An 18,487-nucleotide genomic window follows, 5' to 3' on the forward strand; every position below is an offset into this window, starting at 1 on the left:
GATGGAATCAATAGGTATAGTATTGAAGGATATCATGGGAAACAGTGCGGTATTTATAGCAGGAAAAGAAGCCGTGATTGTTTCGGCGGTATCAATTGTTATATCAGTTTTCATTGGAATTTTAGGTTTGAAGCTGATCCGTGTCTGGAATGCAGTGATTGGATTTGTTGCAGGGGCATTGCTTGGATTTGCCGTGACATATCTTATGGGACTGGAAGCTGTTCCGGTACTGATCGCAGCCGGAGTTGCGGGTTTGGTTTTTGCAATACTGAACAGTGTATTTAAGAAATTCGGAGCTTTCTGGGTATGCTTTCTGGGAATGGCTGGCACAGTACTTGCGATTACAAATGCGGGAAACTGGATCATGCTGGCAGTCTGCGGAGCAGTCGGACTGATTTTCGCAATCCTTGCGATGATCTGGTTTGAACCGTTTGTGATTATTGCGACGGCATTAGCAGGCGGTTTTGGAGCAGGAATGATGATCTATGATCTGGCAGGTCTGAAAAATGTGATTTTCATGTGGATCATTTCGATTGGGATTACATTTATCGGAATCGTGATCCAGTTTATCATGAAGTCAAGTGAGATCAACAAGAAGCAGGTTCGAAGAGCAAATGCGATCAAGAAAGAAACATCAAAAGAAGAAGAAATAGAGATGGCAAGAACCATGCTGATCGATCTGGATGATGATGATGACGAGGATGAAGAATAGATAAGATGGATGAGAGGATGTATCAGAATGTGATACATCCTCTTTTGCATCTGATCCGGAATGGCTGGAAGAAAACGGTATTTCTTGCAGCGTTATAAAAAAAGAGGTATAATAAAAATAGTATCAACGATATAAGATCTGGAGATGAAAATATGAAGATAGATATGCATTGTCATGTAAGAGAAGGATCAATTGACAGCAAAGTGCCGATTGAAGAATTTATTAAAAAGCTGCAGTCTAAAGGCATTGGCGGAATGCTGGTTACAGATCATGACACCTATAATGGATATCGGCACTGGAAGAATACGATCAAAGGGAGAAAATACAAAGATTTTGTCGTATTGAAAGGAATAGAGTATGATACACTGGATGCGGGGCACATTCTGATCATTATGCCACAGGGAGTAAAGATGCGCCTTCTGGAGCTGAGAGGGCTTCCGCTTTCGCTGCTGATTGATTTTGTGCATCACAATGGAGGAATCTGTGGACCGGCACATCCGTGTGGGGAAAAGTATCTGAGTTTTACGAATACGAAAAGATGGCAGAAATCTCCGGAGTTGATTGAAAAATTTGATTTTATAGAGACTTTCAATGCATGTGAGCCACCACAGTCCAATGAAGGGGCGAAGTATCTTGCTGAAAAATATGGAAAACCGGGAACCGGAGGAAGTGATGCGCATAAGCTGGACTGCGTCGGCATGGGGTATACGGAATTTCCGGTACGGATTGAGACAGAGCTGGATCTGATCCGGCAGATCAGGGAAAAAGGAGAGATCCAGTCTGGTGGGGAGTATTACACGAAGACGACAAAAGACAAAATTGGAAAATTCAATAAACTTCTGATCTTTTCTTTCTGGTTTTATAACCGGGGTGGTGCACTTCTGAAAAAGCACACACGCAAAAAGAAGATCAATAAAGAACAGCCACTTGATGCAATCGATCCAATCGAGATTCCGTATCTGGACAAGATCAAGAGGAAACATTAGTGAGTGGCAAAATTTACTTTTGATACTCACATCATAATTTTAAAGATAAAAAATCCATCTGATTTCTTTTTTTAAAAGAAAACCAGATGGATTTTTTACAGCCTGTTATTTTTTGAGAGACATTTCCTTCAGTTTGTTTCTAAGATCTTCAAAGGATTCTTTGTAGTTGCGGCTCTGCATTTTCGGGAAAGCTTTCATGATACGCTTCTGCATATGAGAAGTTGCTTTGACATTTTCCAGGTAGCTTCTGCGAAGAAGAGCAATCCGTTCTTTTACTTCGTCAGAAACATCGGCAAGAGTGTCTGAAATTGCTTCCTGTTTTTCGGAAATAGCAGATTTAAATTCTTCCTGCTTCTCAGATACAGTATCTTTGAACTCTTCCTGTTTTTCCATAGCTGTAATGGTACGCTTGTAGATTGATTCACCAAGCTTGTCGGAAATCTGATGAAGTTCGTCTGCAATGGCCTGCATTTTTTCAAGACGTTTGTTGAGCTTCAGGATACCGGATGCTGTTACATAGAGATCGGCAAGTCCGGCAATCACCAGAATACATACAAGAATGATACCGACAAGGAAAGGAATGTGTGAGAGCAGTGTGTCAATCAGTGGATGGAATACATCTACGATGAAAACACAGAACACTCCCCAGATCAGAGAAAACAAAAGGCACACATATCCATTCAGATTGAGCGGCATATTAGAATAATCCCACCATTTGTTATGGAAAACCTTTTCGAGAATGAACCCGGTCAGCCATTCGATTGCAGTAACAAGAATAGCACTTCCGAGATATAGCAGGAGCAGGTTGGAACGAAGCGGTGTCAGAAAATGAATGACTGCAACCACGCCGAAACCGTATACCGGACAGATCGGGCCATTTAAGAATCCACGGTTGACAAAACGACGTTCTTTAAAAGCGGCAAACGCAACTTCTGTACACCAGCCTAAAAAGGCATATATAAAGAAGCACTGAAATAAATAATATAGATGCTGTGCAGTCATAAAAAACCTCCTTGAGTCTGCTGCAAAAAATATGTAATCCTTTATATTATATACAGAAAGGAAAGATGTGTAAACGGAAAAATGTGCTATACTGAAAACATGACATGGAAGGAGCTGGTAAAATGCTGGAAGAAATGATGCCAAGATGGGTTCCGACAGAAAATGTAAATGGATTTGAAATCTGTCCCGGACTGTATCGTGATGAGGGTGCGACTGCATTTCAGTCGGCAGTTAATTTTACAGTGCATTCAAAAGGGGCTGTGACATGTGAACTTCTTCTGTTTCACAGAAAGGAACCAGAACCTTATGCGGTGATCCCATTCCCGGAAAACTGCCGGATCGGGGATGTATTTTCCATGATGGTATTTGGACTGGATATTGAAGAATTTGAATATGCGTACAGGCTGGATGGACCGTGGAAACCAAAGGAAGGTCTGCTGTTTGATAAAAAGCATATTTTACTGGATCCGTATGCAAAGGCAGTTACCGGGCAGAGTGTATGGGGAAAAGCACTAAATACAGGGGGATATCGTGCCAGAGTAGTTCGGAATAATTTCTTCTGGGGCAGTGAAAAGCCGGATAAGATCCCGATGGAAAAACTGATCATCTATGAGATGCATGTCAGGGGATTCACGAAGATGGACAAAAGTGTCCGTCATCCTGGAACCTTTGCCGGAATCAAAGAAAAAATTCCTTATCTGAAAACACTGGGGATTAATGCGGTGGAGCTAATGCCGATCTTTGAATTTGATGAACTGCAGGGGAGTCGTGAGGTTGATGGAAAGAAACTGATTGATTACTGGGGGTATAATACAGTCAGCTTTTTTGCGCCGAATACGAGCTATGCAGCATCAACGGAATACAACCGGGAAGGAGTAGAATTAAAAGAACTGATCCGGGAACTGCATGATAACCAGATTGAAGTAATCCTGGATGTGGTGTTTAACCATACGGCAGAAGGAAATGAATGCGGACCGTTTATTTCGTTTAAAGGATTTGACAATCAGATTTATTATATGTTGACACCCGATGGAAAATATTATAATTTCAGTGGCTGTGGAAATACTGTGAATTGTAATCATCCGGTGGTGATCAAAATGATCCAGGATTGTCTGCGATACTGGGTGGCAGAGTACCGGGTGGACGGCTTCCGGTTTGATCTTGCCTCGATCCTGGGAAGAAATGAGGATGGGTCACCGATGGAAAATCCACCACTCGTAAAGAATCTTGCCTATGATTCGCTGCTTGCAGACACAAAGCTGATCGCGGAGGCGTGGGATGCCGGCGGACTTTATCAGGTCGGAAGTTTTCCGGCATTCCGCAGATGGTCAGAATGGAACGGAAGATACCGGGATGACGTGCGGGAATATTTAAAAGGGGGACTTTGGGCAGCAGGAGCAGCGCTTCAGAGAATTGCCGGTTCTCCGGACATCTATGATACCAGAATCCGCGGAAAACATGCTTCTGTGAATTTTCTGACCTGCCATGATGGATTTACCCTGTATGATCTTTATTCGTATAACCAGAAGCATAATGAGGCTAATGGATGGGGAAATCTTGATGGAAGTGACGATAACCGGAGCTGGAACTGTGGGGCAGAGGGGGACACTGATCAGGTGATGGTTGTTGAACTGCGCCACCGGATGATGAAAAATGCTTTTGCGATCCTGCTTTGCAGCAGAGGGACACCGATGTTCCTTGCAGGTGATGAGTTTGGCAATACTCAGTTCGGGAATAATAATGCCTACTGTCAGGATAACGAGATTTCCTGGCTGGACTGGACAAGAAAAGAAAAGTTTCAGGATGTATTTGATTTTTGTGCTTATATGACGGCATTTCGGAAACGGCATCCGTCGATCACAGGAGATGCAGGGGCGAGCAGTCTTGGATTTCCGGAGATCAGCTTTCACGGTGAAGTGCCGTGGAAACTGGACTTTTCCAGACCGGAGATCCGGACGGCGGCAGTCATGTTTGCCGGATATGATAACAAAATGGCAAAAGAAGACTGTGTGTATCTTCTGATGAATCCATACTGGGAAGGTGTCTGGGTAGAACTTCCACAACTTCCGGGCGGATATAGTTGGCATGTGGCGGCAAATACTGGAGATAAAAAGCAGGAAATTTATCAGAATCCGGTACGGATTTCGGAGGAAAGAATTCTTGTGGGACCGAGAAGTGTGATCGTTCTGGAGGCAGATCAACAATAAAATACTATTGACAAGCGGGTACTCTTCCTTTATAGTAAGGGTACTCGTCTTTTATATTCTCTTTTCTGACCTGAAAAGGCAGAAGGAGAAACTTTTATGAAATATATGAAGAATCATTTTGCCGGAATACTAAGTGTGATTCTGGCGGTAGTATCATTGTCGGGCAGCAGTATGCCTGTCGTATCTGCAAACTCAGCAGAGAGAATCGCAAAAAAAGAAACGATTGTAAAACTTGATGAAAAATTAGGAGCAGAGCCGGGAAAAGTGCTTGAGGAGTTAAAAAAACACGAAAAGGACGGTTATTATCTGGGAACGCCTTACAGCGGATATCCTCTGACAGCAGAGAACTGCATGCGTCCGAACGGAGCCTACGGTGGAAATGGGGCAATGAACTGTACCGGGTTTGTCGCTTATGTTCTGGAAAAATGTGGAGCGGATCTGTCAGAAATTGACAAAGGAAGTCTCCGTGGCGGCAAGGTCAATGCGAGCAACTGGTTTCATTGGATGACAGACAATGCCGTGGAATCCTATCATTACAACACCATTGAGGAGCTGCTTGCGGGCGGAAAAGCGCAAAAAGGAGATGTGATCTATTTTGAGCCGGTTTCTTGGGAGGAAGAAGATGCAGACTGCCATATCGGATTTTTCTGGGGAGATAATAGCAACGATAACCGGTTCTGGCATTCGGCATCTATCCCGTCGAGTGGCAATCAGATTTCACAGCTTGTGGCAAAATCCAGATCAACGGTATATCTTTTTAAGACAACCCATAATGGAAGCCTGGAGATCATGAAGAGCTCTGCAAGGTCAGAGATTACGGCTGATAATCAGCTCTACTCACTGGAAGGGGCAGAGTATACCGTCTGTAAAAGTGGGACATCCGAGGCAGTCTGCGTAATCCGGACAGACAAGAAAGGATATGGGAAGGCAGAAAATCTGCCGGAGGGTTCCTATGACATCAAAGAGACTAAAGCACCGAAAGGTTATGTATTGGACACAAAGCTGCGGCAGATCACGGTGAATGCCGGACAGACCGTGACCTATGAGTGTCAGGATGAACCGGAAAAGACAAAGGTGGAAATCCTGATCCGGAAGCAGGATGCGGAAACAGGGAAAGGGCAGGCGCAGGCAGGACTTTCTCTTGCGGGAGCAGAATTTCATGTGGCATTTTTTGATAGCTTTTTTGACAATCAAAATGAGATCGGTGTGAAGGTGCCGCTTAGGAGTTGGAAGCTGAAGTCGGATGCGGATGGTGTGGTCCGGATAGATGAGGCGCACCTGATCAGCGGAGATCCGTTTTTTGAAAATAACGAGCTTCCGCTTGGAACGATTACGGTATGGGAGATGCATGCGCCGGAAGGGTATCTGGTGGACACCGTTACACATTGTATCAGGACTGGAACGGAGCAAAATGGAAGCTATAAAGCCCTGAAAATATGGAATCCAGTGGAAATAAAGGAAAAGCTCATCCGTGGGGACTTAAAGCTGGTGAAAGCGGCAGATAAAACCTTGAAAAGACTGGCGGATATCCCATTTCGGATCACATCGCAGGCAACTGGGGAGAGCCATGTGATCCGGACGGACAAAAACGGGGAGGCTTCGACCGGTGCGTACTGGAATCCACATACCGTCAACACGAATGCGGGGAAGACAAGTGAAGATGGGATCTGGTTTGGGGAAGGAACTCCGGATAATACAAGAGGAGCGCTTCCTTACGGAACGTATCTGGTGGAAGAACTGTCTTGTAAAAATAATGAAGACCGGATGCTGATTCCTGCGTTTGAGGTGGAAGTAACAAAGGAAATGCGAGTAATTGATCTGGGGACACTGACAAATGATGAATATCCCGTACCGGAGATCGGGACAAGAGCATCTGACCGGGAAACGGGAACGCATAACGGGAAACGGACAGAACAGGTAACGGTCATAGATCGGGTAAAATGGAAAAATCTGGAGATTGGAAAAGAATATGTAGTTAAAGGCACATTAATGGATAAGGAGACCAAAAAGCCGGTTCTTCAGGATGGAAAAGAAGTGACCGCAGAGAAAAAGCTGATCCCGGATACAGATTCCGGAGAACTTCAGATGGAATTTACGTTTGATGCAACGAAGCTTAACGGAGAACAGGTTGTTGTATTTGAGGAAGTGTATCTGGAAGAGAAGCTGGTTGCAGTGCACGCAGATCTGGAGGACGAAGGACAGAGTGTAACCTATAAAAAGGAAAAGCAGGTAGAAGAGGAAAAACCGGAAAGTCCGGAAAAGCCAAAGGAAACTGAGAAAGCAAAGACGGTTGCAACAGGAGATGGATCTTATGTAAAGATTCTGGTATTTCTGATAGGCGTTATTCTGACCGGGGCACTGCTCCTGTGTTTTCTTCTGAGCCGGATGTGGGGACGAATGTGGAAACGCAGATAAGGATGGCATTGCACTTGAAAGGTTCTTATGCTATAATCGCTAAATAGGAAAATACTTTAGCAGATTGCTGAAGTGAATCAGAAAGAATAAGAAGGGTGGAGAACCATGAATTTACTTTATAAGAGTACAAGAGATGCAGAAAAGACAGTAACAGCTTCCCAGGCAATCTTAAAAGGGCTGGCAGATGACGGCGGATTATTTGTACCGGTTTCGATTCCGAAGCTTCCGGTGTCGCTTGGTGAGCTCAAAGAGATGACCTATCAGGAGATCGCATATACAGTTATGAAGGAATTCCTGACAGACTTTACAGAAGAAGAGCTGAAGAGCTGTATCGCAAAGGCTTACGACAGTAAGTTTGATACCGAAGAGATTGCACCGCTTGCGAAGGTGGAGGATGCTTATTATCTGGAACTGTTCCACGGAGCAACGATCGCATTCAAAGATATGGCACTTTCCATTCTTCCGCACCTTCTGACTACTTCTGCAAAGAAGAATCAGGTGAAGAATGAGATCGTCATTCTGACTGCAACATCCGGGGATACAGGAAAAGCTGCACTTGCAGGATTTGCAGATGTAGAAGGAACTAAGATCATCGTATTCTATCCGAAGAACGGAGTCAGCCGCGTACAGGAGCTGCAGATGGTAACACAGAAAGGAGACAACACTTCTGTTGTTGCGATCCACGGTAACTTTGACAACGCACAGAGCGGTGTGAAGGCAATGTTCGAGAACAAAGAGCTGGAAAAAGAGTTAAATGAAGCAGGCTACCAGTTCTCATCTGCCAACTCCATCAATATCGGACGTCTGGTTCCGCAGGTTGTATATTATGTATATGCTTATGCGAAGCTTCTTCAGAATGAAGAGATTGCGGAAGATGAAGAGATCAATGTAGTTGTACCGACCGGTAACTTTGGAAATATTCTGGCTGCATACTACGCAAAGAATATGGGAATCCCGATTGCAAAGCTGATCTGTGCATCCAATGAGAACAAAGTTCTCTATGACTTCTTCCAGACAGGAACTTATGACCGTAACCGAGAATTTGTTCTTACAACATCTCCGTCCATGGATATTCTGATCTCCAGCAACTTAGAGCGTCTGATCTACAAGATCTCAGGAGAAGATGCAAGAAAAGATACGGATCTTATGACTGAGCTGAAGACAAAGGGAAGTTACGCGATTACAGGTGAGATGAAAGCAAACCTGGCTGATTTTGCGGCAGGATATGCGACAGAAGAGCAGGTCGCAAAGACAATCCATGATATATACGAAGATACCGGTTATGTAATGGATACCCATACGGCGGTAGCTGCAACGGTGTATAAAGTTTACAGAGAAGACAGTAAAGATGACAGAAAGACAGTAATCGCATCCACAGCAAGTCCATACAAATTTGCAGGAAGCGTTATGTCAGCGATCGATCCGAAGTATAAAGGACAGGATGATTTCAAACTGATCGAGGAGCTTCAGAAAGTATCCGGTACAGAGCTTCCGAATGCCATCAAAGAGATCATGAATGCCGAGATCCGTCACAATACGGAATGTGATGTGGATCAGATGGAGCAGACTGTTAAGAATATTCTTGGCGTAAAATAGACAGGAGAAGGCAAAAGAATGAACGGAATGGAAGGAATTTTCGGGATCATTGGTATTGGGGCGGGATTGTATAGCCTGTATGCATGGTTTCAACTTAAATTCAAAGGAATCATCAATACATCAATTCTTGTACCAAAAGATACGAATATAAAGAAGTGTAAGGATAAGGAAGCATACAGGGCAGCAGCAGGACCGAAGCTTCTTGTGCTTGCGGTAGTGCTGATCTTGTACGGCGCAGAAGATCTGTATAATACTTATGTGCAGAGTACAGGAAAATTATTCTGGGTGATGTTAGTGCTGGTACTTGCAGTACTGGTATGGTTTGCATGGACAGTCAAAAAGCTGAATGCAAAGTATTTTTAAAATCAGATCACAAAATAAAGGAAAAGGGAAGGTGCAGACAAAAAGAGCTGCACCTTCTTATTTCATTTGGCGGAAAAATTTGTTACAATAAAAGTATTGCATGGCAGAGAAAATGTGATGGGGATAAAAGAAAATGTCATGCGAGAGATGAAATGCCGGAAGATTCCGATCCGTTTCAGGATGGAACCGTATTAAAAGAAGCATTTGACAGACTGAATAAATATGTAGTAGGGTAGATGAGATTTGATGGAAAATGTATTTGAGATATTAAAAGATTTACCAAAGCCGGGGGATTACGTTCTTTTGACAGTGGCAAAAGGATCCGCAGCCGGAGAAAAAGCAATTTTGGCAGAGAAAAAAATAATCTGGGAAAGTAAAGAAAACGGTTTCTTTTCAGCACATTTTTCAGAAGCAGGTGACTTGAAAAAATGTGGACTTTATGAAATCAGAGAGCAGCAGGTGTTTTGTGATATAATTGGAGGGCAGGAGCATCTGGTCATTTGTGGCGGTGGTCACGTATCGGTGCCGGTGATCAAAATCGGGATTATGCTTGGATGGAAGGTCACGGTTCTTGAAGATCGTCCGCAGTTTGCCGATCATGCCAGAAATGCGGGGGCAACGGAAGTGATCTGCCAGCCGTTTGAAGATGCCCTGGATCAGATCGAAGGAGACAAGGATACGTATTTTGTTGTACTGACCAGAGGTCACAGATATGATCAGGTTTGTCTGGAGAAGATCGTTGGGAAGGAACATGCTTATATCGGAATGATCGGAAGCCGGAGAAGAAGTGCGATGGTAAAGCAGAATCTGATTGAAAAAGGATGCAGTCAGGAAGTAATCGGCGAGATAAAAAGTCCGATTGGTTTGAACATCGGTGCTGAGACACCGGAGGAGATCGGTGTGGCGATCATGGCAGAGATTATCGAAGTAAAGAATCAGAACAAGAGAGTCTGCGGTTATCCGAAAGACTTGCTGGAAGCAATCTTGGATATCGTTCATCCGGGAAAGAAGATGCTTGCAACGATCATTACAAGAAAGGGTTCTGCACCAAGGAATGTGGGATCCAAGATGCTGATCCTGGAAGACGGCAGCTGTGTTGGAACCATCGGAGGCGGCTGTATGGAGGCAGAGGTTTTAAGAAAAGCGAGAGTCATGATGCATGAAAATAATACAGGACTAAAGACAGAATATGTGGATATGACCGGAGATGATGCGGAGGAAGAAGGCATGGTCTGCGGCGGTACGATCGAGGTGTTACTGGAACCACTCTGGAATTAAGAAAGGATGGAAAAGGCTGTGCGAGATTCTTATGGACGAACAATTGAATATATGAGAATTTCAATCACAGACCGCTGTAATCTGCGATGCAGGTACTGCATGCCGGATGGCGCAAAGTGGATTCCTATGTCAGAAATCCTGACTTATGAGGAGATTGAACGAATCTGCAGGGAGGCTGTCCAGATCGGGATTACCAGGTTTAAGATTACCGGAGGGGAGCCTCTGGTCAGAAAAGGATGCGCAGATCTGATCCGGATGATCCGGCAGATTCCGGGCACAGAAGAAGTAACAATGACGACAAATGGGGTTCTTCTGGGTGAGAATCTGGAAGATCTTCTTGCAGCGGGGCTGGATGCGGTGAATATCAGTCTGGATACACTGATTCCGGAAAAATATCAGGAGATTACCGGGGCAGATGAACTGGAAAGAGTCAGAAAATCCATTTTCATGGCAGAAAAAAGCGAGATCCGGGTAAAGATCAACACGGTCCTGCAAAAAGGAGTCAATGATGAGGAATGGAAAAGTCTGGCAGAGTTGGCGAAAAAGAATAAGCTGGATGTCCGTTTTATTGAATTGATGCCGATTGGACAGGGAAGAGCAGAGAATGGCATTTCCGGTGCCTGGGTGCTTGGAAAACTGAAAGAAGCTTATGGAATAGAAGGAGAGTTTTATCCGTTAGAGGGACGGTTTGGGAACGGACCTGCTGTGTATTATCAACTGCCTGGTTTTCAGGGGAAAATCGGTCTGATCAGTGCATTGCATGGAAAATTCTGTGACAGATGTAACCGGATCCGGATGACATCAACCGGAAAGTTAAAAGCGTGTCTGTGCTATGCAGATACTATCTCCGTTTTTGAGGCAGCAAGACACGGATCGGAAGAAGAAATCCGGAAATGTCTCGAACAGGCGATCCGTGGAAAACCGAAGATGCATCATTTTGAGGAGCAGAACTTTATTACAGAACAGAAAAATATGTCACAGATCGGAGGATAAACATAAAAATGGGAAGACTGAAGGGAATCTGCATCAGTGAAAAGAGAGGAACCGAAAAACATGAGGTTCGTGAAGCCATGGTCAAAATGGACTGGGGGATTGAAGGAGATGCGCACGGTGGAAAATGGCATCGTCAGATCAGTCTGCTTTCCGATGAAAAGATTCAGGAATTTCGTGCAAAAGGGGCAGAAGTTGCATATGGTGCATTTGGTGAAAATCTGATCGTGGAGGGATTTGATTTTCGCGCGCTTCCGGTTGGAACAAGATTTCATATCGGAGATGTGGTACTTGAGATGACACAGATTGGAAAAGAATGCCACAGTCATTGTCAGATTTATAAGAGAATGGGTGACTGCATTATGCCAAGAGAGGGCGTTTTTGCAGAAGTCGTCACCGGAGGTCATATCAAGGTAGGAGATGAAGTTGTCATGGAACAGGTGAAAAGTGACCGTCCATTTTCAGCGGCAGTTATTACTTTAAGTGATAAAGGGGCTGCCGGAGAACGAGAAGACAAAAGCGGACCCATGATTGTCGAAATGTTGAAAGATGCCGGATATGATATTAAAGAAACGATTTTATTACCGGATGAGCAGAAAAAACTGGAAAAAGAGCTGATCAGACTGGCTGATCAGAGACAGCTTAATGTGATCTTCACCACCGGAGGAACAGGATTCTCCGAGCGGGACCGGACACCGGAGGCGACGGTAAATGTCTGTGACCGGATGGCAAACGGAATAGCAGAGGCAATCCGGAATTATTCGATGACGATCACAAAGCGTGCTATGTTCAGCAGAGCTGTATCAGGTATCCGAAAAAAAACGCTGATCATCAATCTCCCGGGAAGTCCCAAAGCAGTACAGGAAGCACTGGAGTTTCTGCTTCCTGAACTTGGACATGGGCTTGGAATCCTCCGGGGAACAGAAGGCGAATGTGCCAGAAAATAAAGAGGTTAAAAATCATGAGTGGATTTACACATTTTAACGAAGATGGTAATGCAGTGATGGTAGATGTGGGGGCAAAGGCTGAGACAAAAAGAGAAGCACTTGCATCAGGGGTGATCCGCATGTCGGAAGAATGCTTTCAGAAAGTAAAGGAAGGCAGCATGAAAAAAGGAGATGTTCTTGGCGTAGCAAGAATTGCCGGGATCATGGGTGCAAAAAAGACAGCAGAACTGATTCCGCTGTGCCATCTGTTAAACCTTACCAAAGTCGAGATTGATTTTGAATATCTGGAAGAAGAGCATGGGATCCGGGCAATCTGCCACACGGCATGTACCGGCAGGACCGGTGTGGAAATGGAAGCACTGACCGGGGTAAATACCGCTCTTCTTACAATCTATGATATGTGCAAGGCGGTTGACCGGGGAATGGAGATCAGAGAAATCCATCTGCTTGAAAAGTCCGGTGGAAAAAGCGGGAAATGGGTACGTTAAACGTATTTTAATTTCTGGTAAAAAAAGTAAATATCTTCAACGATTAACAGTTGAAAAAACACGGCTGATGGTCTATAATAGGCTTTAGAAAACCTGGAATGTTCGAGACTTCCGTATTTTTGAACCTACAATACTTTAAACGGGATTCTTATATCTCTGTAATATGTCAGGCCCTCATTGCGCAGGGGAAGGCAGAAAAGCAGATGCGGTCGCCCACCTAGCGGAGTGCTAGGAGTCAAAAAACGGAAAACGGCATTTCGGGGGACTACAAAAGATAAAGGACAGTTGCGAGAGCAACTGTTTTTTTGGGTTTTCAAAGAAGTGAAAATGTGATAAACTATTTTGAAAAATGAAACTGCCGATAAGATAAATGGAGTTATTATATGATGAAAACGATAAACAAGATTCGGGAAATTACAGGGCAGGTGTCACAAAAGCATGTGGGAGCATACGCGGCCCAGTCTGCTTATTTTTTTGTGCTGAGTATGATCCCGATTATTTTGCTGCTTCTTGCTATCATACAATATACTCCGGTGACAAAAGCAGATGTTATGACTGCTGTGGTAAATTTGTTTCCGGAGACAAATATGCAGGATTTTATGGTTGGCATTGTAAATGAAGTATATAACCAGTCGAAGACGGTCATTCCGATCACTGCGATTGTAGCACTGTGGTCAGCAGGTAAAGGAGTACTTGCGGTTAGTACAGGACTGAACTGTGCATATGAGCTTCGTGAGACACGAAATTATGTATTTTTAAGAATCCGGGCATCCATCTATACGATCCTGTTCATTGCAGCAATTGTGATGGCTCTGGTACTTTCTGTGTTTGGTAATAATATCAGTATTTTTATATATCACAAAATTCCGTTTCTTGCGGAGACGACGGATATGATCATGCGTTTGAGAACGGTGATTTCATTTGTTGTTATGACTGGAATTTCGCTTCTGGTATATCACTTTTTGCCGAACCGGAAGCTTCCGTTCCGGGATTTGATTCTGGGATCTATTTTCTGTTCTCTGGGATGGCTGGTGATCTCGTTTGTTTTTTCAATGTATCTGACAATCTTCAAAGGATTTTCCGGTCTGTACGGAAGTATGACGGCGATCATTCTTGTGATGCTGTGGCTGTATTTCTGTATGTATGTGATGCTGCTGGGAGGGCTTATTAACTGTATCTGGGTAGATGCAAAGCGGGATATCCTGGAAAAGGATTAGTTCTGCAAAAAGCAGCATTCAGGTTCCGGAATATGATTTTGCGTAGATAAACGGTGAATCTATCAGATAAAACCGCTTGACATAAAAAAATCATATGTTACAATAATTAAGTATATGACATATCATAAAAGCAATGACCGTGTAAGTAGTGAACTGTTTTCCGACAGAGAAGGAGAATCCCCGGCTGTAAGTTCTCCCCGGTTCAGGCAGGAAACGAATTTCCCACGTGAGCTGCGTTTTTGAAAATAAAGTAGAAAACGACGTCCCTGCACGTTACGCAGTCCGAGTGCCTGTTATTCAAATAGCAGGAAACAGGGTGGTACCGCGATTTATCTCGTCCCTTTTTAGGGGCGATTTTTTTATATATTAGGAAAGTGTTCTTTCCTAATATATAAAAACGCTCCGCGAGGATGCGCACTGCGGCGTATAAGGAAGATGTCACAAGCGATCGCCGCAGGTGCCAGAATGTGCCAAGGCACATTCTTTTTTCTTCCACAGGAAATTTTATTTCCTGTTATAGTCGCAAATGAATAGCCAAAACAAGTTTTAAGGAGGATATCATGAAAGAAAGACTTGAGAGCATCAAACAGGAAGCCATTAAGCAGATCCAGGCTTCTGATGTACCGGAGAAATTAAATGATGTACGTGTTAAATTCCTTGGTAAAAAAGGAGAACTGACAGCCGTATTAAAAGGAATGAAAGATGTAGCTCCGGAAGAACGTCCGAAGGTAGGACAGCTTGTGAATGAGACAAGAGCTGCTATCGAAGAACTTCTTGATGAGACAAAGAAGAAAATGGATGCTGCAATCCGTGAAGAAAAATTAAAACAGGAAGTTATTGACGTAACCCTTCCTTCCAAGAAAAATACAGTAGGCCATCGTCATCCGAATACGATCGCTCTGGAAGAAGTAGAGCGTATCTTCATCGGTATGGGATACGAAGTTGTGGAAGGACCGGAAGTAGAATATGACCTTTACAACTTTGAAAAACTGAATATTCCTGCAGATCATCCGGCAAAAGATGAACAGGATACATTCTATATCAACAAAGACATCGTGCTTCGTACCCAGACATCACCGGTTCAGGCACGTGTGATGGAACAGGGCAAGCTCCCGATCCGTATGATCGCACCGGGACGAGTATTCCGTTCTGACGAAGTGGATGCAACCCATTCACCATCCTTCCATCAGATCGAAGGACTGGTAATCGATAAAAATATTTCCTTTGCTGACTTAAAGGGAACTCTGGAAGTATTTGCAAAAGAACTTTTCGGACCGGATACCAAGACAAAATTCCGTCCGCATCATTTCCCATTCACAGAGCCAAGTGCAGAAGTAGACGTATCATGCTTCAAGTGTGGCGGAAAAGGCTGCCGTTTCTGTAAAGGATCAGGATGGATTGAAATCCTCGGCTGTGGTATGGTTCACCCACACGTACTCGAAATGTGCGGAATCGATCCGGAAGAATACACTGGATTTGCATTCGGAGTAGGACTTGAAAGAATCGCCCTTCTCAAATACGAGATCGATGACATGCGCCTCCTCTACGAGAACGATATCAGATTCTTAAAGCAATTCTAGTGAGCACACAATGAAAGGAAGCACGAGCGAAGCGAGTATTTACTTTCATGTGCGAACGGTACGACAAAATCAAAGAGCAGCGCGGAGAGCTGCGGCAGCATCGAAAGATGCTGGATTTTGGAGTCAGAATAAAAAGGAAGCACGAGCGAAGCGAGTATTTACTTTCATGTGCGAACGGTATGACAAAATCAAAGAGCAGCGCGGAGAGCTGCTGGATTTTGGAGTCTGAATAAGGGAAATTTATAAACAAATCAGAAGGAGATATAAAATGGATACTTCATTATCATGGATTAAAGCGTATGTTCCGGAACTTGACGTAACAGCGCAGGAATATACAGATGCAATGACTCTTTCCGGAACAAAGGTAGAAGGTTTTACAAAGCTGGATGCTGATCTGGATAAGATCGTAGTAGGACAGATTGAGAAAATTGAGAAACATCCGGACGCAGATAAACTGATCATCTGTCAGGTAAATGTAGGAACAGAGACCGTACAGATTGTTACAGGTGCTCCGAACGTAAAAGAAGGAGACAAGGTACCGGTTGTTCTGGATGGCGGACGCGTTGCGGGCGGACATGAGCCTGGACAGAGAGTAGAAGGCGGAATCAAGATCAAAAAAGGAAAACTCCGTGGAGTCGACAGCTACGGAATGATGTGTTCCATCGAAGAACTTGGTTCAGACAGAAATATGTACCCGGAAGCACCGGAATATGGAATCTACATTTTTGATGATGACGCAGTTGTCGGAGAAAGTGCAGTAAAGGCACTCGGACTGGATGATGTCGTATTTGAATACGAGATCACCTCCAACCGTGTAGACTGCTTCAGCGTGATTGGTATCGCAAGAGAAGTTGCAGCTACATTCCGCAAAGAATTCAAGCCACCGGTTGTAACATCAACCGGAAATGATGAAGATGTCAATGATTACATCAAAGTAAAAGTAGAAAATACAGACCTTTGCCCACGTTACTGTGCAAGAGTCGTAAAAAATATCAAGATCGGACCTTCACCGAAATGGATGCAGAGAAGACTTTCTTCCGTAGGAATCCGTCCGATCAACAACCTTGTTGATATCACAAACTATGTAATGGAAGAATACGGACAGCCAATGCATGCTTATGATCTGGATACCATCGCAGGTCATCAGATCATCGTCCGCAATGCCCATAAAGGAGAAAAATTCGTAACACTGGATGGTCAGGAAAGAGAAATGGATGATTCTGTTCTGATGATCTGTGATGGCGAAAAAGCGGTAGGTATTGCCGGAATCATGGGTGGCGAAAATTCCATGATCACTGACAATGTACAGACCATGTTATTTGAAGCTGCATGCTTCGATGGAACCAACATCCGTAAATCCAGCAAGAAAGTCGGACTTCGTACTGATGCATCCGGTAAATTTGAAAAGGGACTGGATCCGAATAATGCAGAGGATGCAATCAACCGTGCCTGCCAGCTGATCGAAGAAATGGGAGCCGGTGAAGTTGTCGGAGGAATGGTTGATGTATACAGCAAGAAAAAAGAACCTGTACGTGTACCATTTGATGCCGACAAGATCAATGCACTTCTCGGAACAGACATCCCGGAAGAAGATATGATCAAATATTTTGAAAAGATCGACCTGGAATATGATGCAGAAGCAAAAGAAGTGATCGCACCAACCTTCCGTCATGACTTATTCCGTATCGCCGATCTTGCGGAAGAAGTAGCAAGATTCTACGGATATGATAATATCCCGACTACACTGCCTACAGGTGAAGCTACAACTGGTAAGCTTTCTTTCAAGCTTCGTGTGGAAGAAGTAGCAAGAAATATTGCAGAATTCTGTGGATTCAGCCAGGGAATGACTTATTCATTTGAAAGCCCGAAGGTGTTTGACAAGCTCCTCCTCGACAAGGATGATCCGATGCGTCAGGCAATCCAGATCATGAACCCGCTTGGAGAAGATTACAGTGTCATGCGTACAACATCTCTGAATGGTATGCTGACATCTCTTGCAACAAACTACAACAGAAGAAATAAAAATGTCCGTCTGTACGAGCTTGGAAATATTTATCTTCCAAAGGCACTTCCACTGACAGAACTGCCGGACGAAAGAATGCAGTTTACACTTGGAATGTACGGAGATGGAGACTTCTTCAGTATGAAAGGTGTTGTAGAAGAGTTCTTTGAAAAAGTCGGACTTCATAAGAAAGAAACCTATGATCCAAATGCAGGAAAGAACTTCCTTCATCCGGGACGTCAGGCAAACATCGTTTACGATGGAAAGGTTGTCGGATACATGGGTGAGGTTCATCCGGAAGTTGCTGATATCTATGGAATCGGTGAAAGAGCATACGTTGCTGTCATTGATATGCCACAGATCACAGAGCTTGCAACATTTGAAAGAAAATACGAAGGAATTGCAAAATACCCGGCAGTCAGCCGTGATATCAGTATGGTAATGCCAAAATCCATCCTGGTAGGACAGGTTGAAGAAGTGATCGAGAACAAGGGTGGCGCTTATCTGGAAAGCTATAAGCTGTTCGATATCTATGAAGGCGCTCAGATCAAGGCAGGCTTCAAGTCTGTTGCTTACTCTATCACATTCCGTGCAAAAGATAAGACTCTGGAAGAAGCTGACATTTCAGCTGCTATGAACCGTATCTTAAAGGCACTGGAAGAAATGGGTATCGAGCTTCGTAAGTAGGCGAAAAGAGGTCAAAA

16 protein-coding genes, 1 other RNA gene and 1 other annotated feature are annotated in these 18,487 nt (G+C 44.0%); of the genes, 16 read left to right on the top strand and 1 reads right to left on the bottom strand.

Going from position 1 to position 18,487, the window contains the following annotated elements:
* Position 1: 1 nt before the first annotated feature.
* The gene (locus tag PGY05_RS06650; RefSeq protein WP_055246499.1) at positions 2-712 is read left to right on the top strand and encodes a transmembrane protein; all 711 of its coding nucleotides are present in this window, start codon (positions 2-4) and stop codon (positions 710-712) included.
* 152 nt (positions 713-864) lie between these two features.
* Entirely contained in the window at positions 865-1,698 is an 834-nt protein-coding gene (locus tag PGY05_RS06655; RefSeq protein WP_117555728.1) for a PHP domain-containing protein, read from the top strand.
* A gap of 105 nt (positions 1,699-1,803) precedes the next feature.
* Here the strand turns inward: PGY05_RS06655 and PGY05_RS06660 are convergent, their stop codons facing one another.
* On the bottom strand, positions 1,804-2,700 hold the full coding sequence (locus PGY05_RS06660; RefSeq protein WP_008371868.1) for a putative ABC transporter permease: 897 nt from the start codon (positions 2,698-2,700) through the stop codon (positions 1,804-1,806).
* A gap of 104 nt (positions 2,701-2,804) precedes the next feature.
* On the opposite strand from PGY05_RS06660, the gene glgX reads away from it, so the two are divergent.
* The 14 genes from glgX to pheT all read left to right on the top strand — a co-directional run bounded on the left by glgX (position 2,805) and on the right by pheT (position 18,470).
* Complete coding sequence (gene glgX / locus PGY05_RS06665; protein WP_270475549.1) at positions 2,805-4,907, top strand: glycogen debranching protein GlgX; 2,103 nt, start codon at positions 2,805-2,807, stop codon at positions 4,905-4,907.
* A 96-nt stretch (positions 4,908-5,003) separates the two neighbouring features.
* Positions 5,004-7,322: a VaFE repeat-containing surface-anchored protein gene (locus PGY05_RS06670; protein WP_270475550.1), complete on the top strand. Its 2,319-nt coding sequence runs from the start codon at positions 5,004-5,006 to the stop codon at positions 7,320-7,322.
* Positions 7,323-7,427: 105 nt separating this feature from the next.
* Entirely contained in the window at positions 7,428-8,918 is a 1,491-nt protein-coding gene (gene thrC / locus PGY05_RS06675) for a threonine synthase (RefSeq protein ID WP_270475551.1), read from the top strand.
* Between the two features lie 18 nt (positions 8,919-8,936).
* Positions 8,937-9,281 carry a hypothetical protein gene (locus tag PGY05_RS06680; protein WP_022220753.1) on the top strand — a complete coding sequence of 115 codons (345 nt, stop codon included), beginning with the start codon at positions 8,937-8,939 and terminating at the stop codon, positions 9,279-9,281.
* Positions 9,245-9,517, top strand: coding sequence for a hypothetical protein (locus PGY05_RS06685; RefSeq protein ID WP_055246508.1), 273 nt, complete (start codon positions 9,245-9,247; stop codon positions 9,515-9,517). The genes PGY05_RS06680 and PGY05_RS06685 overlap by 37 nt, the downstream gene beginning before the upstream one ends.
* 10 nt (positions 9,518-9,527) lie before the next feature.
* Positions 9,528-10,559: an XdhC family protein gene (locus tag PGY05_RS06690; protein WP_022220751.1), complete on the top strand. Its 1,032-nt coding sequence runs from the start codon at positions 9,528-9,530 to the stop codon at positions 10,557-10,559.
* A 51-nt stretch (positions 10,560-10,610) separates the two neighbouring features.
* Positions 10,611-11,552, top strand: a complete 942-nt coding sequence (gene moaA, locus PGY05_RS06695; protein WP_243273132.1) for a GTP 3',8-cyclase MoaA — start codon at positions 10,611-10,613, stop codon at positions 11,550-11,552.
* Between the two features lie 8 nt (positions 11,553-11,560).
* A complete protein-coding gene (locus tag PGY05_RS06700) occupies positions 11,561-12,496 on the top strand; it encodes an MOSC domain-containing protein (RefSeq protein WP_055157405.1) in 936 nt (311 codons plus the stop codon).
* 14 nt (positions 12,497-12,510) lie between these two features.
* Entirely contained in the window at positions 12,511-12,984 is a 474-nt protein-coding gene (gene moaC / locus PGY05_RS06705) for a cyclic pyranopterin monophosphate synthase MoaC (RefSeq protein ID WP_055261333.1), read from the top strand.
* Positions 12,985-13,071: 87 nt separating this feature from the next.
* Positions 13,072-13,252, top strand: a non-coding RNA gene (gene ssrS, locus PGY05_RS06710) — 6S RNA.
* A 115-nt stretch (positions 13,253-13,367) separates the two neighbouring features.
* A complete protein-coding gene (locus tag PGY05_RS06715) occupies positions 13,368-14,201 on the top strand; it encodes a YihY/virulence factor BrkB family protein (RefSeq protein ID WP_082421134.1) in 834 nt (277 codons plus the stop codon).
* Between the two features lie 124 nt (positions 14,202-14,325).
* Positions 14,326-14,546, top strand: a binding site (T-box leader).
* 215 nt (positions 14,547-14,761) lie between these two features.
* Positions 14,762-15,781, top strand: a complete 1,020-nt coding sequence (gene pheS, locus PGY05_RS06720; RefSeq protein WP_008371846.1) for a phenylalanine--tRNA ligase subunit alpha — start codon at positions 14,762-14,764, stop codon at positions 15,779-15,781.
* A 49-nt stretch (positions 15,782-15,830) separates the two neighbouring features.
* Entirely contained in the window at positions 15,831-16,010 is a 180-nt protein-coding gene (locus PGY05_RS06725) for a hypothetical protein (RefSeq protein WP_207718591.1), read from the top strand.
* Positions 16,011-16,049: 39 nt separating this feature from the next.
* A complete protein-coding gene (gene pheT, locus PGY05_RS06730) occupies positions 16,050-18,470 on the top strand; it encodes a phenylalanine--tRNA ligase subunit beta (RefSeq protein WP_195250173.1) in 2,421 nt (806 codons plus the stop codon).
* Positions 18,471-18,487: the final 17 nt, after the last annotated feature.

The organism is Coprococcus sp. AF51-11b1 (assembly GCF_027682785.1).
Taxonomy (GTDB): domain Bacteria; phylum Bacillota; class Clostridia; order Lachnospirales; family Lachnospiraceae; genus Allocoprococcus; species Allocoprococcus comes.